Annotated in this window: 18 protein-coding genes and 2 tRNA genes; 13 read left to right on the top strand and 7 right to left on the bottom strand. The window is 57.7% G+C overall.

Annotated features, from left to right (window positions below; all coding sequences use genetic code 11):
• Positions 1-53 precede the first annotated feature (53 nt).
• Positions 54-1,469 (top strand): cytochrome c, encoded by a 1,416-nt coding sequence (locus KP699_RS00775; protein ID WP_025826551.1) that lies wholly within the window; start codon positions 54-56, stop codon positions 1,467-1,469.
• 145 nt (positions 1,470-1,614) lie between these two features.
• Positions 1,615-2,256 carry a uracil-DNA glycosylase family protein gene (locus KP699_RS00770; protein ID WP_215761329.1) on the top strand — a complete coding sequence of 214 codons (642 nt, stop codon included), beginning with the start codon at positions 1,615-1,617 and terminating at the stop codon, positions 2,254-2,256.
• A gap of 84 nt (positions 2,257-2,340) precedes the next feature.
• Here KP699_RS00770 and KP699_RS00765 read toward each other — a convergent pair whose 3' ends face one another.
• On the bottom strand, positions 2,341-2,619 hold the full coding sequence (locus KP699_RS00765; protein ID WP_077930737.1) for a hypothetical protein: 279 nt from the start codon (positions 2,617-2,619) through the stop codon (positions 2,341-2,343).
• A gap of 175 nt (positions 2,620-2,794) precedes the next feature.
• Between KP699_RS00765 and KP699_RS00760 the strand changes: the two genes are divergently transcribed.
• Positions 2,795-3,202: a hypothetical protein gene (locus tag KP699_RS00760; RefSeq protein WP_025826555.1), complete on the top strand. Its 408-nt coding sequence runs from the start codon at positions 2,795-2,797 to the stop codon at positions 3,200-3,202.
• A gap of 75 nt (positions 3,203-3,277) precedes the next feature.
• On the opposite strand, the gene KP699_RS00755 is transcribed toward KP699_RS00760, so the two are convergent.
• A complete protein-coding gene (locus KP699_RS00755; RefSeq protein ID WP_215761328.1) occupies positions 3,278-4,183 on the bottom strand; it encodes a DnaJ C-terminal domain-containing protein in 906 nt (301 codons plus the stop codon).
• Positions 4,180-4,356, bottom strand: coding sequence for a hypothetical protein (locus KP699_RS00750; protein ID WP_215761327.1), 177 nt, complete (start codon positions 4,354-4,356; stop codon positions 4,180-4,182). The genes KP699_RS00755 and KP699_RS00750 overlap by 4 nt, the downstream gene beginning before the upstream one ends.
• Before the next feature lie 253 nt (positions 4,357-4,609).
• Here KP699_RS00750 and KP699_RS00745 point away from each other — a divergent pair, with 253 nt between their 5' ends.
• The 6 genes from KP699_RS00745 to KP699_RS00720 all read left to right on the top strand — a co-directional run bounded on the left by KP699_RS00745 (position 4,610) and on the right by KP699_RS00720 (position 8,517).
• Positions 4,610-4,909, top strand: a complete 300-nt coding sequence (locus KP699_RS00745; RefSeq protein WP_086654544.1) for an accessory factor UbiK family protein — start codon at positions 4,610-4,612, stop codon at positions 4,907-4,909.
• 96 nt (positions 4,910-5,005) lie between these two features.
• Complete coding sequence (locus KP699_RS00740; RefSeq protein ID WP_215761326.1) at positions 5,006-5,506, top strand: YbjN domain-containing protein; 501 nt, start codon at positions 5,006-5,008, stop codon at positions 5,504-5,506.
• Entirely contained in the window at positions 5,506-6,330 is an 825-nt protein-coding gene (gene proC / locus KP699_RS00735; protein ID WP_215761325.1) for a pyrroline-5-carboxylate reductase, read from the top strand. Before KP699_RS00740 ends, proC begins: the two co-directional genes overlap by 1 nt.
• Before the next feature lie 59 nt (positions 6,331-6,389).
• Positions 6,390-7,025 carry a TetR family transcriptional regulator gene (locus KP699_RS00730; RefSeq protein WP_215761324.1) on the top strand — a complete coding sequence of 212 codons (636 nt, stop codon included), beginning with the start codon at positions 6,390-6,392 and terminating at the stop codon, positions 7,023-7,025.
• An 84-nt stretch (positions 7,026-7,109) separates the two neighbouring features.
• Positions 7,110-7,184 (top strand) — tRNA-Gln (locus KP699_RS00725).
• Positions 7,185-7,269: 85 nt separating this feature from the next.
• Positions 7,270-8,517 carry an MFS transporter gene (locus KP699_RS00720; RefSeq protein ID WP_215761323.1) on the top strand — a complete coding sequence of 416 codons (1,248 nt, stop codon included), beginning with the start codon at positions 7,270-7,272 and terminating at the stop codon, positions 8,515-8,517.
• Positions 8,518-8,631: 114 nt separating this feature from the next.
• Here KP699_RS00720 and KP699_RS00715 read toward each other — a convergent pair whose 3' ends face one another.
• Entirely contained in the window at positions 8,632-8,901 is a 270-nt protein-coding gene (locus KP699_RS00715; protein ID WP_025826565.1) for an HU family DNA-binding protein, read from the bottom strand.
• Between the two features lie 114 nt (positions 8,902-9,015).
• Between KP699_RS00715 and KP699_RS00710 the strand changes: the two genes are divergently transcribed.
• On the top strand, positions 9,016-9,975 hold the full coding sequence (locus tag KP699_RS00710) for a rhamnan synthesis F family protein (RefSeq protein WP_215761322.1): 960 nt from the start codon (positions 9,016-9,018) through the stop codon (positions 9,973-9,975).
• On the opposite strand, the gene KP699_RS00705 is transcribed toward KP699_RS00710, so the two are convergent.
• Both KP699_RS00705 and KP699_RS00700 read right to left on the bottom strand, forming a co-directional pair.
• A complete protein-coding gene (locus KP699_RS00705; protein ID WP_374196862.1) occupies positions 9,914-12,703 on the bottom strand; it encodes a glycosyltransferase in 2,790 nt (929 codons plus the stop codon). The genes KP699_RS00710 and KP699_RS00705 overlap by 62 nt on opposite strands.
• 219 nt (positions 12,704-12,922) lie before the next feature.
• Positions 12,923-14,344 carry a calcium-binding protein gene (locus KP699_RS00700; RefSeq protein ID WP_077930744.1) on the bottom strand — a complete coding sequence of 474 codons (1,422 nt, stop codon included), beginning with the start codon at positions 14,342-14,344 and terminating at the stop codon, positions 12,923-12,925.
• A gap of 320 nt (positions 14,345-14,664) precedes the next feature.
• Here KP699_RS00700 and KP699_RS00695 point away from each other — a divergent pair, with 320 nt between their 5' ends.
• Positions 14,665-17,826 carry a glycosyltransferase gene (locus KP699_RS00695; RefSeq protein WP_215761320.1) on the top strand — a complete coding sequence of 1,054 codons (3,162 nt, stop codon included), beginning with the start codon at positions 14,665-14,667 and terminating at the stop codon, positions 17,824-17,826.
• A 185-nt stretch (positions 17,827-18,011) separates the two neighbouring features.
• On the opposite strand, the gene KP699_RS00690 is transcribed toward KP699_RS00695, so the two are convergent.
• Positions 18,012-18,086 (bottom strand) — tRNA-Gly (locus KP699_RS00690).
• A 199-nt stretch (positions 18,087-18,285) separates the two neighbouring features.
• Here KP699_RS00690 and KP699_RS00685 point away from each other — a divergent pair.
• Together KP699_RS00685 and hisB are read left to right on the top strand one after the other, a co-directional pair.
• A complete protein-coding gene (locus KP699_RS00685) occupies positions 18,286-20,337 on the top strand; it encodes an NAD(+) synthase (RefSeq protein WP_215761319.1) in 2,052 nt (683 codons plus the stop codon).
• A gap of 69 nt (positions 20,338-20,406) precedes the next feature.
• On the top strand, positions 20,407-21,003 hold the full coding sequence (gene hisB / locus KP699_RS00680; RefSeq protein WP_025826575.1) for an imidazoleglycerol-phosphate dehydratase HisB: 597 nt from the start codon (positions 20,407-20,409) through the stop codon (positions 21,001-21,003).
• Positions 21,004-21,091 lie beyond the last annotated feature (88 nt).

Genomic DNA, 21,091 nt, shown 5'->3' with positions numbered 1-21,091 from the left:
TCCGGCAGAGTCATGACGTCATTCGGCACACAAGCGATACAGTGGTAAAAACGATGATCAAAGGACTAAAAGCCGCCCTGGGGGCGGTCACTGTCGGGCTTCTGGCAGGAACTTCTCTGGCCCATGCCCAGAGCACCGATGATGAACTGGTGAAAAAAGGTGCGTATGTTGCCCGTCTGGGTGACTGCGTAGCCTGTCATACTGCCCTGCATGGGCAGGTATATGCGGGCGGTCTGTCCATCCAGACCCCCATTGGCACCATCTATTCCACGAACATCACGCCTGATCCCACGCACGGGATCGGCACCTACACGTTCAAGGAATTTGATGAAGCCGTGCGTCACGGCGTCCGTAAGGATGGCAGCACGCTTTACCCGGCCATGCCGTATCCGTCCTTTGCACGGATGACGCAGGATGACATGAAGGCGCTGTATGCCTACTTCATGCACGGCGTGAAGCCTGTCGCCCAGCCGAACAAGCCGGTTGGCATTTCCTGGCCGATGTCCATGCGCTGGCCGCTGTCCATCTGGCGCTCCGTGTTTGCTCCGGCACCCAAGGACTTCACCCCGGCTCCCGGCACGGATGCCGATATTGCCCGTGGTGAATATCTTGTAACGGGTCCGGGCCATTGCGGTGCATGTCATACGCCGCGCGGCTTTGGCATGCAGGAAAAGGCTCTGGACGCAACGGGTGGGGCTGACTTCCTGGCCGGTGGCGCTCCGATTGATAACTGGATTGCCCCCAGCCTGCGGAACGATCCGGTTCTGGGGATTGGTCGCTGGTCTGAAGAAGACGTCTACCAGTTCCTGAAATCCGGCCGTATTGACCACTCCGCCGTCTTTGGTGGCATGGCAGACGTGGTGGGCTGGAGCACCCAGTACTTCACGGATGCCGACCTGCACGCCATGGCAAAATACCTGAAGGCCCTGCCCCCGGTTCCGCCGGCACGGGGTGACTACAAGTATGACGCCTCTACGGCACAGGCTCTGGACTCCAACAACACGTCCGGCACCCCCGGCGCCAGCGTGTATGTTGAGCAGTGCGCTATCTGTCACCGTAATGATGGGGGTGGTGTCGCCCGTATGTTCCCGCCGCTGGCAGGAAACCCGGTTGTTGTGTCTGAAAACCCCACCTCTGTTGCCCACATCATTGTGGCGGGTGCGGTTCTTCCGCCGACCAACTGGGCTCCGTCCGCTGTGGCAATGCCGGGTTACAAGAACGTTCTGTCTGACCAGCAGATGGCTGACGTCGTGAACTTCATCCGTACCTCCTGGGGTAACAAGGCTCCGGCGAATGTCACGGCCTCTGATATCCAGAAGCTGCGTGTTGACCATGCACCGATTTCCACCACCTCCTGGGGCTTTGGTGGGGATGACACGGCAACATGGGGTGTCTTCCATCCGCAGCCTTACGGTGCTGGCTGGACGTTCTCTCCGCAGACCCACACAGGTGAAGACGCAGCACAGTAAGCCGCTTCTTCCTCCACTCTGCCCCTTAACCGGGGCAGACCTTAAAAACACCGCGCAGGTTTTCCGGCGCGGTGTTTTTTTATGGGCCTGTTCCGTGCTGCACCGCATATTGTGCAACAGAGGACTTCACCCCATCTCCCTGAACATGGCATCGCTTTTTTCCAGACACACATCCGGCTTTCCGGCAGACAGCACGGCTGAGCAGCAGGACGACATTCTCGCTCAGTTTTTGAAGGAACTCCGGGGCTGTCAGGCCTGTGCGCACAAGTTGCCGCTTGGGCCACGCCCCGTTATCCGCATTTCCCCCCGCGCCCGGCTGCTGATTGCGGGGCAGGCGCCCGGAACCCATGTGCATAATACCGGCATCCCGTTTAACGATGCCTCAGGCGAACGCCTGCGCTCCTGGCTGGATATGCGTCCGGACGTCTTTTACGATACCGAACAAATCGCCATTGTGCCGATGGCCCTGTGCTATCCGGGTGTTTTGCCAAAAGGTGGTGATAAGCCGCCGCCGCCAGAATGTGCGTCCCTCTGGCGGGAACGCATCTTGTCCTACCTGCCCAACCTGCGCCTGACATTGCTTGTCGGGTCCTATGCGCAGAATTACGTTTTGGGGAAAGGGAAGGCGTTTGAGCGAGTTCTGGATTTCAGATCTTATCTGCCAGACTATTTCCCCCTCCCGCACCCGTCCTGGCGCACAGGAGCGTGGGAACGAAAAACGCCGGAATTTCAGAATAGTGTTATCCCCGCTCTGCGGGACGCTGTCCGGCACGCGCTGGACGTCTAGGCTCTTTGTGTCGGCTGTGTCTGACTGATCATAATCTGAGATTTTTGCGCATTTCTCCGCAAAAATCCTGAGGAGTCCCTGCCCTTAATAACCCGCGTGATACATGGCGTTAAAGCCAAGGGCGGCAAAGCAGAAGACAAACACCATGGCCCCGACCATCTGGAAGACTTCCTTAACCGCCACATGTTCAGGATGCGGCTGAGGCGCGGACGGGACAGGGGCTGCCGTAACAGGCACTACCGGGTCGGCCATCACGGCGTGGGCTTCCTGCACTGTTGCCTCATGCTCTGCATAAACAGCGGATTCAGAGGAATGATCCTGTGCGGTCACGGATGCATCATGTGATGAATCTGTTCCTGACATGGCGAGACCCCTTCCGTTTTTGCAATGCAGATTTGTAACGCCTACTTATCTGGGTCTGAAACACCGCTCCGTCAAGTCCGGTGTCTAAATAAACCCGATCACATTCCGGCCGCCGGGGTGGACGGAAAGCCTGTAGACAGGCACATGAAAAGATCAGTTTTCAGGAGAGCCTGTCATGAAGCCGCTTTTTGCCTCTGCCCTTATTCCGCTTGGTCTGGCCTTTGCTCTGCCGCTCCCCGCACAGGCCGCGAAGACTGCGGTGCAGGCTCCGGCTGCTCAGACGCATTATGAGACCTCAGCCTTTGCAGGCCAGTGGGCCATTATGGCAATGGACCCGATCACTGTTGCTGCCAACAAGGCGTCCGGACCGGCAGAACGGCTGCTGGTTACGCTGCCTGAGTCCCTGAAGAAAATTGTCGGGCAGGACCATTTCAGCCTCTCCCGCACGTCTGGCACCGCATGGTCCGGCAAGCAGGACGACCTGACTGTAACCTTCAAACTGGTTTCAGAAAACAGTGCACAGATCCAGATTACGGGAGAAGGCACCCATAAGCTGGACCTCCCCCTCTACCGGAACAACTGACGCATCCCTCTCGCCCCGAATGGGCGACCTCCCTGTGCCTGCCCGTCTAAGGTTCAGGCACAGGAGGGTCTGACGTTACTCGGCGCTCTCAGGCGTCCAGTTTTTCAGGAACTCTTCCAGCGCGGCGTCCGGTTTTCCGATTTTGATCTGCAATGTCACGTACAGATTACCGGCCTCCCGCGCTCCATGCGCCTGCACGCCCTTCCCCCGTAAACGCAGCTTGGTGCCGCTATCGGACTGTGGGGGCACGTTCATTTTCACCGGGCCGGTCGGCGTCGGGACTGTAATCGGCCCACCGAGCACGGCTGTTTTCAGATCCACCGGCAGCACTTCCGTCAGGTCAAATCCATCGCGCGTGTAAGTCGGGTCGGGCTGGACAGTCACCGTAATCAAGGCATCGCCATCCGGGCCGCCTTGCACACCGGGGCCACCTTTGCCGCGCAGGCGCAGGGTCTGCCCATCTTCAATTCCCGGCGGGATTCGGACATCCAGCGTCGCCCCTTCCGGCAACGTGATACGGGATTTTCCGCCCGTAACGGAGTCCAGAAAACTGACCTTGAGCGAATAAGATCGGTCAGCCCCTTTTCGCGGCCCGGCAGAACGCCGCCCACGGCCCGTGAACATACCGCTGAACAGATCCCCGAGGTCTTCCTCGGAAAAGCCCTGCCCGGCACCACCGCTGTAGCGGAAGCCACCCGGCCCGGCCCCATAGTTGCCGTAGCCTGCACCACCCCCAAAACCGGGATGGCGCTCCTGCCCGGAGGCATCAATTTCCCCCCGGTCAAACCGGCCGCGCTTTTCCGTATCGGAAAGCAGATCATTCGCCTGCCCGATCGCCTTGAACTGTTCCTCCGCGACCTTGTCTCCGGGGTTCAGGTCCGGGTGGTATTTCTTGGCAAGGTTACGGTAGGCCTTGCGGATTTCATCCTGACTGGCCGTTTTGGAAACACCAAGAACCTCATACGGATCACGCACACTCATGCTGCACCTCCCTGATCAGACGGCGGATTGGGGTCTGCCCCAAAATTCAGTGTGTCCAGCAGGCTGATCAGCAGGGCGACCGTCACGTCCTGACTGTATCCGGCTTTGTCGGCGTCCCGCACAAGGACCTCAAGGCGGGGTTTTAGAAATGCCTCCGCCGTCATGTTATCCATAAAGTCTGTTTCTCCGCGTCTCGTACACAGACCGCATCCTTTGTCCGTGCGGCCCGTGTCCTGGTTTCAAATTCTTACTTTAAATAATGGGAACGCTCCGTGGCGCGGTCAATGGACAACAAAGGCAGGCATGAACTGCACCCCGGTCAGACAAACGCTGTCCAGACATTTCCAAAGAAGCGATAGCCTCCTGCCCGCAGACTGACTATAAGCCTAAGGAAGACGACTGAACTTTCTGAACGGAGAACCGGCAATGTCTGACAAACCGCGCTTTTTTGATGATCTTGCTGGTGTGGCCGGCGGTGCTTTGTCCGCCCTGACGGGTGCGAAGGAAGAGCTGAACGCCATTGTGCGCAGCCGCGTGGATGAAGTGCTGACCAGCCTTCAGGTTGTGCGGCGTGAAGAATTTGAAGTCGTGCGTGAACTCGCCGCCCGCGCCCGTATCGGGCAGGAAGAAGCGGAACGCCGTCTGGCCGCGCTGGAAGCGCGTGTTGAAGCGCTGGAGCAGTCCAGCCACACCACCCACGCACACCACGCCCCGCATACGTCCTGAGCGCATCGTCTTTCCGGGAACAGGCCGGGCCTGCGTGCCCTGCGCCTCCGGTCAGACTGTACTCTGCCCGCTTCACCTTGCAGCCGAGAGTGAGCCATGCCCGCGTTAAGCACAAACACCCCCTCCGCCCCCGTTAATCCGCTGGACCTGATGGAACAGGTCATTTGTGGACATGGCTGGAATTTTGAACGCTGCAACGCGACCGAAATGGCCGTGGAAGCACCCGGCAAATGGTGTGATTACGGGTTGTTTTTCTCATGGTCAGCAGAACTCGGGGCCATGCATTTTACCTGTGCCTTTGACCTCAAAGCGCCGCAGGCGCAGCAGCGCCCGCTATATGAGCTGATCGGCATGGCCAATGAACGCATGTGGATCGGCCATTTCAGTCTTGATCAGGACGATGGCGTGCTGCTGTTCCGCCACGCGCTGCTTCTGCGTGGCACCAATCTCTCCATCGAAGTGTTTGAAGATATGATCGACATCGCTCTGACGGAGTGTGAACGCTTTTACCCGGCCTTTCAGTTCTTCCTGTGGGGTGGGCAAAGCCCGGCGGATGCGCTGGCCGTTGCCATGCTGGATTGTCAGGGAGAAGCGTAATGACGACCCCAACCTCTCCCCTGCCGTCTGTTCTGCTGGTTGGCTGCGGCCAGATGGGGGGCGCCATGCTGGAAGGCTGGATGGCGCACGGCCTGAAACCCTCCGTCGTGCTGGACCGGCATGACCGCACCCTGCCCGCTCCCCATCATCTGGCCGCTACGCTGGACGATGTGCCGGCTGCCTTTCAGCCAGACGTCATTATTCTGGCCGTCAAACCCCAGAAAGCCGACCCGACGCTGGAAGCTCTGGCCCGGCGCTTCCCTAACGCGACGCTGCTCTCCGTTATGGCAGGCCGCACGGTGCAGAGCCTGACGGACCGCTACCAGCACGGAAACCCTCAGGCCCATCCCGTTATTATCCGCGCCATGCCCAACACCCCCTGCGCCATTGGTGCCGGCATGAGCGGACTGTATGCGCCCCCTCACGCGACTGACACGCAGAAAGCGCAGTGTGACGCACTGCTGCACGCTGTAGGAGATACAATCTGGGTTGAGCGGGAAGAGCTGATTGACTCCGTCACCGCTATTTCCGGCAGTGGCCCGGCTTATATCTTCCTGCTGGCGGAACTGCTGGAAAAGGCAGGTATGGAACAGGGGCTTCCCGTTGAAACGGCCCGCACACTGGCCCGGAAAACCATTTACGGCGCGGGAGCTCTGCTCAACCAGTCTCCGGCAGATGCCGAGGAACTGCGCCGCCGCGTCACCAGCCCCGGCGGGACCACGGCAGAAGCCCTTAAAATCTTCATGGCTCCTGACGCATGGCCTGCCATTGTGCCGCGTGCCGTTGCGGCCGCGGCAAGACGCGCCAAAGAGCTTTCAACCTGACACAGGCGCCTGACAGGCTGCCTTAAAGTCTCTATTTTTCTGCGAACAGGCTTCTTCTTATGGATCATGATGACTTTGACGCCGCCCTTCTGAGTGCCGCCATGACACAGGCGGAAGACGGGGGCTGGGCGTCTGTCTCTCTGCTGGATGCCGCCCGTTCCGCGGGCCTGTCTTTCCCGCAGACGCGCGAACGCTTTCCCTGCCGGGCCTCTCTGCTGCTCCGGCTGGGGCGCATGGCTGACGAGTCCGCTCTGGCCGATAACACAACCTTTGGGTCACCGCGCGAGCGTCTGTTTGATCTGCTGATGCGCCGTCTGGACGTTTTTCAACAGTATCGGCACGGTATCCGCGCCGTTCTGCGCGCCCTGCCGATGGACCCGCCGCTGACCCTTCTGCTGGGTGGCGCCACGCTGGAAAGCATGCGCTGGATGGCCGACGCCGCCGGGATCAGCGTTACCGGGTTGGGCGGGCTGGTCCGCATCAATATGGTAGTTGCCATCTGGACGCATACGCTGCGCGCCTGGGAAAAAGATGATAGCGCGGATATGGGCTCCACCATGGCAGCGCTTGATCTGGCTCTGAACAAAGCAGCCCGCTTCCGCCTGTTCCCGGCAGACAGCACACTGGAAGACGGCGGCCTGCCGGATCTGGATTTTGAAGAACCGGACGCTTCTCCCGCCCCCTCACACGCCTGAAAATTTCCCGGGGAAGAAAAAACAGCGCGTTCCCTCTCTTTACGAATCCTACAGGTTGGCCTTAATAAGAGCCAACCGCACTTTTGGGGCGTAGCCAAGCGGTAAGGCAGCGGATTTTGATTCCGCCATGCGGAGGTTCGAATCCTCCCGCCCCAGCCACTTTCCAGACATCGCATTTTATTTAAAAGAACGCTGCTCCAAAAGGATAGGCGGTTACCAGCCCCTCCTGTTATGACTCGTCTCTATGGAAAATAATCCGGCAGCCCCTCCCCCTCTCTTATCGCAGCCCGGTCTTGTTGCGGCCCTCACATCCCGCACGCTCGGCGCATTTTCTTCTCAGGTTCAGGCCGTTGCTGTCGGATGGCAGATTTATGCGCTGACCCATAGCGCGGCAGCTCTCGGGTTTGTCGGGCTTGCCCAGTTTTTGCCTATGGTGGCGTTTATTTTCCCCGCTGGTCACGCAGCGGACCAGCATGACCGGCGGCGCATTGTCATCACCTGTCAGGCCATTGAGGCACTAGCCGCAGCCTTCATGGCGATGGCATCTTTTGCCCATTTTCTCGCACCGGGCATGATTTACGGGCTGGTGGCGCTGTTTGGCGTCTGCCGGGCCTTTGAAATGCCCGCGCAGCAGACCTTTCTGCCGTCTCTTGTGCCTACCTCGGTGTTTCCACGGGCGGCTGCCCTCTCCTCCTCCCTGTTTCAGGTCGCCTCCATTGCCGGCCCCTCTCTGGGGGGCTTGCTGTATGGGCTGGGAGCAGGCGTCTGTTACGCACTCTGTGCGGCAGGCTTTGCCATTGCCGCTCTGGCAACAACCAGCATGACGCTGCGCTTTCCCGCCCGCCCCCGCCAACCCGCCACACTGGCGGCTGTTTTTGGCGGTATTTCCTTCCTGCGCCGGAAGCCCGCGATGCTGGGCGCACTCTCGCTTGATCTGTTTGCAGTTCTGCTGGGCGGTGCGACGGCCATGTTGCCGCTTTTTGCCACGGATATCCTGCATGCAGGCCCGTGGGGACTCGGCTTGCTGCGGGCTGCTCCGGCCATTGGTGCTCTGCTGGTTGCCACAGTGCTGGCCCGCTATCCGCTCGGCCGCCATGCGGGCCGGTGGATGTTTGTCTCTGTCATGATTTTCGGGGTTGCCACCATTATTTTTGGCCTCTCCCGTTCCATTCCGGTTTCCATCCTGGCTCTGGCCGTGCTGGGTGGCGCGGACGTCATCAGCGTCATGGTGCGGAGTGCGCTGGTTCAGCTTGGCACACCGGATGAAATGCGCGGGCGCGTTTCCGCCGTGAACATGCTGTTTATCGGGTCCTCAAACCAGTTGGGTGAATTTGAAAGCGGGATGCTGGCCAGCGCCATAGGGGCCGTTCCCGCCGTAGTTGTTGGCGGTATTGGCACACTGGTTATTACAGCAGTGTGGATGGCGCTGTTCCCCGGCCTGCGGGAGCTTGACCGGCTGGACGATATCACACCCGACGAAAAGCCTCTCTAAGGGCTTCGGGTTTACTGGAAGTCAGCACCAGCTCTTGCAAAAAGGGCAAAAAAAACGGCTCTGAGGAGGTCCTCAGAGCCGTTTTGAAAAAGCAGACCGTAACGTAAAAAATACTCAGACGGCTTTTTTCAGATTGGGGCTGGCTTTAAAGCGTACCGTCTTACCGGCTTTCACTTTTACAGGCTCACCCGTCCGCGGATTCAGAGCTTTGCGCGCCTTTGTCTTGCGAACTGTGAATGTGCCGAAAGACGGAAGGGTAAACCCGCCTTCACGCTTCAATTCTTCTACAATCGCATCCAGAAGGTCGTTCGCAGCCTGATTGGCGGCAACGCCGGTGCAGTTGATCGAGTCCTGGATCACCGCAGCAATAAAGGCCTTGCTCATTGAGACTTTAACTCCCTTTCAGACAGAACTATGTGAGTAACAATTCTTAGGCTACTATAATCAGCAACGCTCGCGGCTTGATAGTCATATTTCACCGGAAAAACCAAATTAAAAATGCAATCAGTTCCGATTTTTCCCGCAGGCATCACAAAAAAACAGGTTGAAAGCACTTCATCCACCGTTTTACCCACAGGAACAATCTGCCTGTTTGCATGCTATGTCCCGGATGGGAACATTCCTCTTCATACCCGTTTTTACCTGAAAAACCTATTATCTTGTGGTGTTGTTCTGCACATTATTCTCTCTGGTGCAGAGACTATTCATGAAAGCACACAGAAATTTTGTAATAACCATGGAATTCAGGCGTGGAAGAGGCCAAATGGCGGTCTGGATTTTGGAGCATGGCAATTTTTACTGCAAAAAGGACTCGCTGAAGACGCGCCTTACATCCTTTTTGCTAATGACAGCGTTTTTGGCCCCTTCACGCCGCTGCCTCCTCTGCTGAAAAAACTAAAAGCAAATCAGCGTCCCGCCTGGGGGCTGGTGGCCTCACGCGCCATAACTCCGCATCTGCAATCCTGGTTTATCGGTTTGTCGCAGGCAGCCTTTCACACGCCCTCAGTCCAGCGTGTTCTGACCCTTCCATTTGCCGAAATGTCACGGGATGAAATCATCTGGCATGGTGAACTCGGCCTGTCCGTCGCCCTGAAAGCCGCGAACATTCCCCTTCATGCGGCATGGAGTGATCTTGATAAGCCACTCGCCCGCTTTTTCCCTGCCAACCCGATGCACACGCACTGGCGCGACATGGTTCAGACGGAAACTGTGCCATTCCTCAAACAGGAAGTCTTACGGGACAATCCGTTCAGTATTCCGCATCTTGAAGACTGGCGCACACTTATCCCGACTGAAAACGGTTTCCAGCCGGAATGGATTGAAGCCTATCTGAGCCAGCATCCGTCGCGCCCCCTCACCCTACATCCCACATGGAAAGGGCGCGCGGTCTACGCGCTCATGAATCAGTGGGATCGGCTGAAATGGCGGAAAGACCGTCGGCGAGGCACTGCGCGCTAGCGGTTCTGGTCTCCACCACGTCTCGCAGAATCCCTTCCAGTTCCGCAGCCTGCTCTTCAAACGTCGCAAGCTGCTGCTTGAACGGATTGACGTAGCCTGTCAGGCGTTCAGGGTTTTTCAGAAGCGCCTCAACGGCTTTCTGCAAGGTCTCCGGCCGCCCATCAATGGCAATGACCGTACCATTCACGCCGTCTACCAGATCTTCGGACTGTCCGCCCGGCCCCGTCGCAATCACCCATACATCACGCGCAAGGGCTTCCCTTACAGTCAGGCCGTAGCTTTCTTTCCATTGAGACGGGAAAAGCAACACGTCAATTCCGTCAAAAAAAGCATCCATTGTCTCAGGCTTATAAGCAGGAATGGTCGTAACGGTCCCTTTGACTTTCCAGGATTCCGTATAAACGGAGCGGATGCCCAGATTCAGCTTATTATCAACAACCCGCAACTCCCAGTTGCTGTCCGCCAGAGCCTGAAACGCCCGCCGCACCAGAGAATAGCCTTTGATATCTTCCGTGCCCCCGACATACCCAAAACGCAGAGGGCTGCCGGACTTACGCGGAGTCCGAGGCTGTGCAGGCCAGACAAACCCATTCCGGTTTACCAGAATGCGCTCCGGAGAAACCCCGTTGGCAATAAACAACTGGCGATGGGTCTCACTGGGGGAAAGCAGCAATGCCGCCCCTTCCAGCGCGGCCCGCATCATTTCCGCCCGTTCTGACAGATGGCGCGCTTCCGGCACGCACATCTGACACACGCGCTGATTGATTTTTTCCTGAAAACAATACTGCCCGTCAGCCTTCACCATAAACTGGCGCTCACACAGCCACCAGGCATCATGCACCGTCACAATATACGGCACACCGGCTTCAATACAGGCGCGCAACATGCCAAGACCAAGGCCTTGCGTGGCATGAAAATGCGCAACATCCGGCTTCACCGCGGCAAGCCAGCCCCGGAACAGGTCCGTTGCGGCCTCATTATCCAGAGCGCCAACCCGGTCATGATCCGGCGGAACACGCACGCCCAGAACAAGACCGCCTTCCGCACTATAGCGGATAGACGCATTGCCCCGATTGTGCAGTTCCGGGCGGGATGTCACCACTGAGACATCCATATCCGGCAGGCGCTGTAACCGGCGCACCATCTCTTCCGCGACAAACGTCGCGCCTCCAAAAGAGCGGGGCGTGAAGTAGACATTGGCACACAGTACCCGCAGGGTGGCGGCAGGCCGTTTATCAACAGGGCGTCCAAAAACCGGCAGAACCTGTTGTCGGGCAATCTGGGCAGGACTGTACCGGTCCAGAACATCCTCATAAGCCTGCTGACCAAGCTGTGCTCTCAGGTCAGGATCTGCGGCCAGACGCAGGATCGCATCCCGCCACTGTGTTTCTTCCTCCGCCAGAAGCCCGTTTTTCCCGTCCTGCATGACCTGTAAAAACGCATCACGCGGAGAGCAGACTGAGGGAATTTTCAGGATGGCGGCTTCAAGAAATTTGATATTACTTTTGGCATCATTGAAAATCGTTGGCTCAAGCGGTGCAATGGTTATATCGGCCTGCGCCAGAAGCCCCAGATAGGCCGCGTAATCACGCCCGGCAAGGGTTTGCACCCGTTCTTTAACGGCCTCAAAACTCTCGGGAAGCGTGAGATCACCAATAATATGCAGGGTCAGGCGCGAGTCCCTCTGCATCGCGGCAAGAATCCCGCTCGCCGCCACCCGGAAATCCGCATCATGCGTCTTGGTTCCGGAGCCATAAACAATCCGGATTTCCTGCGTCGTATCATGCGGGGGCACGCCGCGTTCTGACAGACTTTCCGCAATCTCTATGGTTTGCTGGTCCAGTGCATTTTCAATCACCACGGCTGAGGGAATCCCGGCATCCAGCATGGCCTGCGCCAGAACGCGGGTGGATGCTATCGCGCGGTCACAGGACAGAAGACATTTTCTGAACAGCCTGACACCAAACAGGATCTGTTTCTGTTCCGCAGTGTCCAGCGTCTGAAGGTTTCCATTCTCCTGATACAGTTCAGCAGAGAAAATCAGATCATCCACCTCCCACCAGGGGGACAGGCCCAACCGCCGCGTTTCATGGAGAAGATTTTCAACAGATTCAAATGCCGGAACCCTGTAAAAAATAACTTCAGTACAGAGTTGCAGCGCTGAAAGTGCTTTTTGTGCGTCCCGCCAGTCCACCACATCGACTGTCCAGCCCAGAGACCGCAATTGCTCCTCTTTCTGCCAGACGCGGTATTTTGCACACTGCCGTAAGGTGAGTTCGGCAATAATCAGAATACGCGGTGTAAGCTGGTCACGAGTGTCCGCCTCAAGCGGTCGTGTATAAACGGCCTCAAGCGCTTTCTGCCGCTCTTCCGGCGTGACAAGCCTCAGTTCTGCGCTGCGTTTGAGCGCGGGATTTTGAGACGTAGACTCCCGTGCAGGAACCGGTTTCTGCCCACCCGATCTATACCGGGCCACCATTCGCCCCAGCCGGGTGCCCGGCAGGCGAGCCTGAAGACGCTGCGTAACCCCCTGCAGGCCTTCATCCTGATAGATTTCCCGGACGCGCTGATAGACGACGGGGATTTTTTGCCCGGTTGGCAATTGCCCTTTCATCAGATGGCGGACAACGCGCAAAGGGGCCGTAACACGCCATGAGAGTGTATGCCGCTGGGTTTCCAGCGCATGACGCAGGCTGCCAGCTTCATGCAGCAGCCCATCAACCCGCATACCCTGAATCCGGGCGCTGGCACGGTAGCTGGCTGACAAGGCTTCGGCCTGCGTTAAAACCTGTCTGATTTTTTCTGAATCTTCACTCAAATCACTCACAGGCGTCACTCTCTCAGCACAATAAAGACTTGGAAAATAAGTAAAAATAGTCCTCACAAAAGAAAACCGGGCCTTTCGGCCCGGTTCCCTTTAACACTCAAACCAATTGAGGGCTGAATTTTACTTCAGGCCGCTGAACTGGTTGGACGTCAGGCTGGAGACATCAACAAAAGTGATCTTGCTGTCGTCAGACAGGGTGATCGTCGTGTTGTTGCCGTTATGAGCAGCCTTATCCAGCACATCCTGCTGGAACTGAGACGCCGTGTAGTCATAGTCAACCAGCAGCACAGAGTTGCCAGCAGCGCTACCGAAGTCGGTGATCGTGTAGTCAGCGCCTGCGATCCCGTCGCGGAAGCCGAAGACGTTTGCTGCGCCAGAGCCACCCGTCAGGGTTGCGTTGCCAACACCGCCAACCAGCGTATCGGAAGCAGAACCACCGATGAACGTCTGCGTACCGGTCGTGCCCGCAACGTTACCGAATGCGTGGATACCGAATGCGGAAGACGCGCCGTCCAGCGTTTCGTTGCCATCGTTTGCAACGAACAGGGACGTTGCATCGGTGGAGTCGAGACGAGCATACAGGTTGTTGGAACCAAAGATGGTTGCCTGACCAGCCGTAATGGTCGTGTCGCCCGTGCCACCAACGAAGGTGAGCGCGCCGCTGACGTTGATGAGTGCCGTATCCGTGTGCGTGGTGTAGAGGTCACCGTGTGCAGCGGAAATGGTGTTCTTCAGACCGCCTTCAACCGTGCCGGTTGTGCCGGCCATGTTGATGGAGTCGTGCGTGCCACCCGTTACCGTGCTTGCGCCGCCAACAGTGATCTGTTCGTTGCCCGCAGCGTCAACAACCAGAGAGTTGCTGCCCACGTTCACGAAGGAGCTGCCACCGTTCAGGGTGATGCTCTGCACACCAGAGGTTGCCGTGATCGTGTCCTGACCGTCGGAGTGAACATAGTTCACGCCCGTGCCTAGAGTGATGGTGTTGTTCCCGGCGCCAGCGTAAATGGTGTCGTTACCATTGCCGCTGTTGATGATGTCATTCCCCGCACCCGTGCGGATATCCCATGCACCCGGGTTGTGGTCCAGATAATCACCCTGGAACAGGTTGTCACCAGACCCACCGACAAACAGACCGCCCTGAGAACCAGCGCGGAAGCTGACGCCCTGCGTGGTGCCAGCAACAACGCTCAGATATTCGGTGCTGACTTTGGTCGCATCGATGTTGACCCAGGCGTCCAGAGCCGTGCTCGGAGCCGTCGTCGCAGAGTTCGCACCAACGGTCAGCCAGCGGAAGTCGCCGGAAACCTGGTAGGAACCAGCAGCCGTGATCACACCATAACCGGACTGGTTGCTGGTGCTGGAGGCTTTGCTATTTGAACCGGTGTTCAGATAGCGGGCATCAAGAATGCCCTGATTGTTAAGCTGGTCAGAAAGCTGGTCCGCAAGAGCCTGTGTCCGGCCTACGAACGCGGTGTTCATAGCCCCGTCAACAGTGACCTGTACGGTCCCTCCTGACGCACCGGCAACGGTGATAATCGCCATTTTATCCGTCCTTTTCTACGCCCGCTCTACAAGGCACGATCGGCTCACACCCATATAGCGGCACACTAATGTCAGGCTTCGTTTTAGGCGAAGCCAACACGAACATGCAAGCATCTTATGAGTATTCTCAAGCTTTAACGATTTTTTTCGCAAAAGTTTTTAAAAAGAGACAGGTAACCAAAATTAGATAAAGAACAATGTTCAACCCGATCCTGTCATTATTAGTACTAAATGTCGGAAAAATCTGCTTTCAGATTGTCAAATAGACAGTTCCCGGCAAAATAGTCTCCCGACTTAAAATCAGGGTTCTGTGCTTCTCCATGCCTGCATCTTTATCAGATTTACCGTCCCGTAAGCCCGTCTCCTCTGTTGCATCGCTCTGCGCCATGGAGTCTGAGGCTTTTTTTACACAGATTACTCTGGTGGAGGGCGATACAACGGACTGCGGGCATCTGCCGTTTATGCTCTGGCTGCTTGAAACGCTGGCCCCGGAGGCTCTGGTTCTCATCGGCGCCAGCCGCTCCGTCAGCACGACCCTGAAACAGGCCATCCACACCCGGAGTCTTCCAACACGCTTCATAGAAGCGCGGTATTTTTCCGCCAGTAGCCCTGCCGACTCCACATTATATTATTACGCTCACCCCGCATGGCAGAACCCTGACCACCTGAAAATGGAACTGAGCGGGCTTCCCGCCGGATCTCTCGTGCTGCTCAGCGGCATTGCCGCTCCTGCTGCGGGGAAAGTATGGGAAGAGCTTGAGAAGACGTACCCGACTTTCAGTTTTTTCCACGCGAACGGGCTGGGCGTTTTTGCAACAACCGCTCCCGAAACCCCGGATATCCATTTCCTCCTCACCAAAGCCGCCAGTGGCTCTGGGGACGCCCTCCTCAAAAAAACATTGTTGCGTGAGCGATTCAGTCAGGCCGGGCAGTTCTGGGAGGATCAGGCTTTACTGTCGCACCAAAAAGAACAGATACAGCGCCTTCAGACCGAGCTTTGTCAGGAACGCCTGCGGTTTTCAGACCTCAGAGAAGATAAAACAGCTCTTGAAGCAAAACTGAATACTGAAAAAAATCGTTTTAATTCTGACATTTCCACTCTTGTTACTTATGGAAACTCCTGGCGCAACCAGTGTCTTGCGCTCACACAGGCCAACACGGCCCTCTCGCAGGCTTTGTCTCAGGCCCTCTCTCACCTTCGGCAGAACGCGGACGTCTGGTCAGCCTTTTCTCAGGAAATCATGAGTCGCACGGAAGGGCTGAATGCCCTCCGGAGTTTTCTCTCAACCCCGGCGGGCTTCCTCCGCTCACTGGCGCGCACAATGGTGCGTGGCACAATGGCCCCTTTTGTGCCTGACCTGCCGATTCCGCCCCCTCTGAACACCCCAGATATTGCCATTCCACCGCCCGTCGAACTGGATCAGCCCGAACCTCCCGTTCTGATCAGTGCGCCCTCAAGTGAACCGGCAGCGTCTCCGCCGTCTGCACCGGAGGAAGAACTCCCCTCCTGTCCGCCTGTTGCGCAGCGCAGCCCGCGTCGCAAAATCCTGTTTGTGGCGGGTGAGCCGGAGTCCCCCGGCGTACAATATCGTTGCATCCGGAACGCGGCGGCCTGCATCCGGGCTGGCCATGAAGCCCGCTGGAAGCCCTGCGCAGAGGTCAATCCGGATGATCTGAGCTGGGCGAATGTCGTGATTCTCTGGCGCGTGGAGTTTAGCGGGCACGTCGATATTCTGCTACAACTGGCACGCGAAAACGGGGCGAATGTTATTTTTGATACCGATGACATCACGTTCCTGCCGCATATGGCACGGTTTGATATTATTGACGGTATCCGCAGCATTGGTGCGACCGAGCAGCGTATTGAAACCGTTTTCACAGAAATGCGCCGCACTCTGATGCGTTCTGACCTGTGTCTGGCCCCGACCGATACACTCGCCGGGCTGATGCGCATCAATAAACCGCTGACCTATACTGTCCCCAATACATTTGATGCTGACGCCCTGCGCCGTAGCCGCATGGCCATGCGTAAAAAACGATGGACCGGATCAGATGGTCTTCTACGCATCGGCTATGCCACCGGCTCCCGCACGCATCAGCGTGATTTTGCCGGTGTTGCGGGTATTCTGGCCAACCTGATGCGGGAGCGGCCGGACCTTCGCCTCGTTCTGTTCCGGGAACAGGGCAATCACCAGCCTGTGCTGCTGATGAATGAATTCCCGGAACTGACTCCAGTAGCGCACCAGATTGAATGGCGGGATATGGTCCCGCTGCCCGACCTGCCTGCGGAAACCGCGCGGTTTGATATCGCCATCGCTCCACTGGAAAGCGGCTCCCTTTTCTGCAACGCCAAAAGTGAACTGAAGTTTTTTGAAGCCGCTCTGGCCGGTGTTCCCTCCATTGTTTCCCCGACCACACCGTTCAGGCAGTGCGTCGTGGAGGGTGTGAGCGGTTTTCTGGCGGATACACCTCAGGAGTGGGAAGCCGCTCTAGTTGCCCTGCTGGATAACCCGGATTTACGCCAGCGCATGGCGGACGCAGCCTATCATGGGTCCCTGTGGTATTTTGGCCCGCAGCGACAGGCTCTGGTGTTTGACAGTCTTCTTGAAGGACTCGGCGGAGAACAGGCGGCAGCCCGTGCTTCTGAACTCCAGATTGCCCGCGGCGCTTACCGTGGCAAAGGCCTGCCGGATGTCCCTCCGCATGAGGTTTTGTTCCATCAGGACGGGCTGGAGGAAGCACCCGTCACTGTCATTATCACCTCTTATAATTATGAGACCTTTATTCTGGAGGCTCTGGACTCGGTTCGGTCCCAGACCATGCCGCTGCTTGATCTGGTTGTGGTGGATGATGGCTCTTCAGACGCATCCGTTCCTTTAATAACCGCATGGATGACGCGACACAGCGCACGCTTCAACCGACTTATTCTGCTCAAAACAACCGTCAATGCAGGGCTGGGCGGAGCACGGAACTGCGGCGTCACCCATGCAGAAACACCGTTTTTCCTGCCGCTGGATGCCGATAACCGGCTGTTGCCAGACGCCTGTGCGGACCTTGCGGCCGCCACAAACGACATGACGGCCTATGCCTACCCGATTCTGGAACAGTTTGGAGAACCAACTCTGCACAAACTGCTGGGCGATAAACCCTACCACCCGATGCAACTTGTTGCTGGTAACTATATTGACGCCATGGCGCTTGTCGCAAAATGGGCATGGGCCGCTGCCGGAGGCTATTATGTCAGCCGCTCCGCCATGGGGTGGGAAGATTATGACCTGTGGTGCTCTTTTGCGGAACTTGGCCTGCAGGGCACGCATGTTCCAAAAATTCTGGCGGAATACCGCGTTCATCACACCTCCATGACCAGCAGCGTGACGGAGCAGGAGGCGCATAAACAGCGCGTGGTTGAACTGCTAGAAAGCCGCCATGACTGGATCAGGCTGGTGCAGAGAGCAGCCAAAGACCGAACGGCTGAGTCTTAAAAACTCTCTTCATCCGCCCGTTTTTTCCTGTGGTTTCTGTCTGGGAGCCACAGGATTAAGCACCCTCCGAAGTCACCAGAAAGGAGGATTGGACAGACTTCAATAGGAGGCACTTCACCCCCCAAAACGCAAAAAAGGCCGCTCACGCGACCTTCATGCTAACCACTCAAATTTTCATGAAAATTTGGAGCGGGCGATGGGATTCGAACCCACGACCCCAACCTTGGCAAGGTTGTGCTCTACCCCTGAGCTACGCCCGCATTGGATGGCCTCCTTCTAAGGGGGTTCGGCCAAACACGCAAGAGGCTTTTTGATATTTTTTTCGTTTATTTTGAAAGGCCTCTCCCCTCCCCCACCATGCCCCGCAGAAAGCCCTGAAAGTCCCTGAGTTGGCGCAACTCCACTTCTCTGCAATCATGTTCAGGAGTTCTTTGCCCATCAGGATAAGGATGGAACACGTTGTCGGCTTCTGCATTTCACGCGCTGTATCATCAGGGGTTTGCCCGTGTCGCAGCCTGCACTGTTCCTGTTGCCCTGGCAGATCCGGCCACCAACATGCAGCGCACACTGGAAGCCGCTCAGGCCTGCGGTCAGGACGGCGCCGTACTGTGTGTATTTCCGGAACTGGGGTTATCGGGATACGCAATAGATGATCTGCGCCAGCAGGAAACCCTGCTGGATGCTGTCGAAAAGGCCCTTGCGGATCTGGCATCCGCCTCGGCCGATCTGCTACCCGTACTGGTGGTCGGGGCCCCCCTGCGGCATGACAACGCACTCTATAACTGTGCTGTTCTCATCCATCGGGGCACGGTGCTGGGTGTGGTGCCCAAAAGCTACCTGCCGAATTATCGTGAATTTTATGAAGCCCGGCACTTTACGCCCGGTATCGCCACACAGGGCCAATCACTACGGCTGAACGGCGCGGACGTCCCCTTCGGCACAGATCTGTTATTTGAAGCAGAAGACCTGCCAGGATTCTGCCTTGGGGTGGAACTGTGTGAGGACCTCTGGGTAACCGTGCCGCCGGGAACACTGGCCGCCCTCGCCGGGGCCACCATTCTGGTAAACCCCTCCGCCAGCGATATTACTGTGGGCAAAGCGGAAACCCGCACCCTGCTGTGCCGGGCGCAGTCTGCCCGGTGTGTCGCGGCATACCTCTACGCCGCCGCCGGAGAGGGCGAATCCACAAACGACGTCGCGTGGGACGGCCAGATTGCCATTTTTGAAAATGGTGAGGTAATCGCCCAGAGTGAACGCTTCCCCTCCGGCTCCCGGCATGTGGTGGCGGATATTGACCTCACCCTGCTCCGGCAGGAGCGCCTGCGCATGGGCACATTTGCCGCCAATGCCCATGCCATGCAGACCCATGCTCCTACGTGGCGACGCATCCGCCTGACCCTTGCTCCGCCCGCAACCAGTCTGGGCCTGCGCCGTCCCCTCTCCCGCTTTCCTTTTGTTCCCAATGATCCGGAGCGGCTGGCGCAGGACTGTTTTGAGGCCTTTACCATTCAGGTCTCCGCCCTCAAGCAGCGGCTCCGCACCAGTGGCGTCAAACGCATGGTGATTGGCATATCGGGGGGGCTGGACTCCACACAGGCTCTGCTGGTGGCCGTCAGAGCCGCGGATGAACTCGGCTGGCCCCGCAGCGCTGTGCTGGGCTACACCATGCCCGGTTTCGGCACGACGGAGAAAACACTGGCCAGCGCGCAGGCCCTGATGGCCGCCCTGGGCACCGGGAACGAGGTTCTGGATATTCGCCCGGCCGCCAGCCTGATGCTGCGCGAAATCAAACATCCCTTTGCTCAGGGTGAACCTGTGCATGACATCACGTTTGAAAATGTTCAGGCCGGCCTGCGGACAGATTTCCTGTTCCGGCTCGCCAACATGCATCAGGGAATGGTGATCGGCACCGGCGACCTTTCAGAACTGGCGCTGGGCTGGTGCACCTACGGTGTGGGGGATCAGATGGCGCATTACAACGTCAATGCGGGACTCCCCAAAACACTGATCCAGCACATTATCCGCTGGGCCATTGCCTCAGGGCATTTTTCACCGGACGTCACCCCCCTGCTCTCCACCATTCTGGCCACGGAAATCTCGCCAGAACTGGTGCCGGTGGGGGAAAACGGGGCACAAAGCACGGAAGATATCATCGGCCCGTATGCGCTGCATGATTTCACACTGTTTTACGTACTGCGTTACGGCTTCACCCCGTCCCGCATTGCCTTCATGGCGCAACAGGTCTGGCAGGATGCTTCCTTTGGTAGCTGGCCTCCCGGCTTCCCGGAGCAGGACCGCATGGCGTATGACCTGCCCACCATCCGCCACTGGCTGCACATCTTTCTGCGCCGCTTTTTTGGCACCAGCCAGTTCAAACGCTCCGCCATGCCCAACGGGCCAAAGATCATGGCGGGCGGCAGTCTCTCACCGCGCGGGGACTGGCGCGCCCCCTCCGATGGCAATGCGGCCCTGTGGCTTGCGGAACTTGAGCAGAATGTTCCAAAAAGCTGACACACTTCCAGCCTTCCGGCACCTGCCTCATGGTGTCGGGGCCTGTCTTCCGCTATAAAGCTCCCCACCATGAACACAGCACGCCACGCCACCCTGCATCGCGTTACCAGCGAAACCGATATTGCCGTCACTCTTGATCTGGATGGATCAGGACAGGCCAACATTGATACGGGCATTGGTTTTTTTGACCATATGCTGACGGCCCTCGCCAAACATGGCCTGCTGGATCTGACCGTGATTGTAAAAGGTGACCTCCATATTGATGGCCACCACACGGTGGAAGATACCGGTATTGCCATCGGGCAGGCCCTGCGGCAGGCACTGGGTGACAAGCGCGGCGTGCGGCGTTTTGGCCATGCGCTGGTGCCGCTGGATGAAGCCCTATGTGAAGCCGTGGTGGACCTCTCCGGCCGCCCGTTTCTGGCATGGGATGCAACCTTCGACCGGGACCGGATTGGGGAACTGGATACGGAACTGGTGGAAGAATTTTTCCGCGCCTTTGCTATGTCCGGCATGCTCACCCTGCACCTGACGCAAAAGGCCGGCAAAAACTGCCACCATATTGCGGAAGCAGCGTTCAAGGCGCTGGCAAGAGCCCTCCGCATGGCCGTGGAAGCAGACCCGCGGATGCAGGGCAGCATTCCCTCCACCAAGGGTGTGCTATAAGGCGCCCCGAGACTTTCTTCCCCGAACCTCATTCTGCTCAGACGCCGGGAAGGCCCGGTTCCTGAGAGGAATCAGACGTGCGAGGTCC

The sequence above is a fragment of the Acetobacter sp. P1H12_c genome, from assembly GCF_018811975.1.
GTDB lineage: Bacteria > Pseudomonadota > Alphaproteobacteria > Acetobacterales > Acetobacteraceae > Acetobacter > Acetobacter persici.
The sequence above is the reverse complement of the archived record's forward strand: the minus strand, read 5'-3'. Positions and strand labels throughout refer to the sequence as shown.

Excerpts from the sequence above, each read along its gene's own strand:
- KP699_RS00775 (WP_025826551.1), top strand. The coding sequence starts at position 54 with ATGATCAAAGGACTAAAAGCCGCCCTGGGGGCGGTCACTGTCGGGCTT.
- KP699_RS00770 (WP_215761329.1), top strand. The coding sequence starts at position 1,615 with ATGGCATCGCTTTTTTCCAGACACACATCCGGCTTTCCGGCAGACAGC.
- KP699_RS00765 (WP_077930737.1), bottom strand. The coding sequence starts at position 2,619 with ATGTCAGGAACAGATTCATCACATGATGCATCCGTGACCGCACAGGAT.
- KP699_RS00760 (WP_025826555.1), top strand. The coding sequence starts at position 2,795 with ATGAAGCCGCTTTTTGCCTCTGCCCTTATTCCGCTTGGTCTGGCCTTT.
- KP699_RS00755 (WP_215761328.1), bottom strand. The coding sequence starts at position 4,183 with ATGAGTGTGCGTGATCCGTATGAGGTTCTTGGTGTTTCCAAAACGGCC.
- KP699_RS00750 (WP_215761327.1), bottom strand. The coding sequence starts at position 4,356 with ATGGATAACATGACGGCGGAGGCATTTCTAAAACCCCGCCTTGAGGTC.
- KP699_RS00745 (WP_086654544.1), top strand. The coding sequence starts at position 4,610 with ATGTCTGACAAACCGCGCTTTTTTGATGATCTTGCTGGTGTGGCCGGC.
- KP699_RS00740 (WP_215761326.1), top strand. The coding sequence starts at position 5,006 with ATGCCCGCGTTAAGCACAAACACCCCCTCCGCCCCCGTTAATCCGCTG.
- proC (WP_215761325.1), top strand. The coding sequence starts at position 5,506 with ATGACGACCCCAACCTCTCCCCTGCCGTCTGTTCTGCTGGTTGGCTGC.
- KP699_RS00730 (WP_215761324.1), top strand. The coding sequence starts at position 6,390 with ATGGATCATGATGACTTTGACGCCGCCCTTCTGAGTGCCGCCATGACA.
- KP699_RS00720 (WP_215761323.1), top strand. The coding sequence starts at position 7,270 with ATGGAAAATAATCCGGCAGCCCCTCCCCCTCTCTTATCGCAGCCCGGT.
- KP699_RS00715 (WP_025826565.1), bottom strand. The coding sequence starts at position 8,901 with ATGAGCAAGGCCTTTATTGCTGCGGTGATCCAGGACTCGATCAACTGC.
- KP699_RS00710 (WP_215761322.1), top strand. The coding sequence starts at position 9,016 with ATGCAATCAGTTCCGATTTTTCCCGCAGGCATCACAAAAAAACAGGTT.
- KP699_RS00705 (WP_374196862.1), bottom strand. The coding sequence starts at position 12,703 with ATGCGGGTTGATGGGCTGCTGCATGAAGCTGGCAGCCTGCGTCATGCG.
- KP699_RS00700 (WP_077930744.1), bottom strand. The coding sequence starts at position 14,344 with ATGGCGATTATCACCGTTGCCGGTGCGTCAGGAGGGACCGTACAGGTC.
- KP699_RS00695 (WP_215761320.1), top strand. The coding sequence starts at position 14,665 with ATGCCTGCATCTTTATCAGATTTACCGTCCCGTAAGCCCGTCTCCTCT.
- hisB (WP_025826575.1), top strand. The coding sequence starts at position 20,407 with ATGAACACAGCACGCCACGCCACCCTGCATCGCGTTACCAGCGAAACC.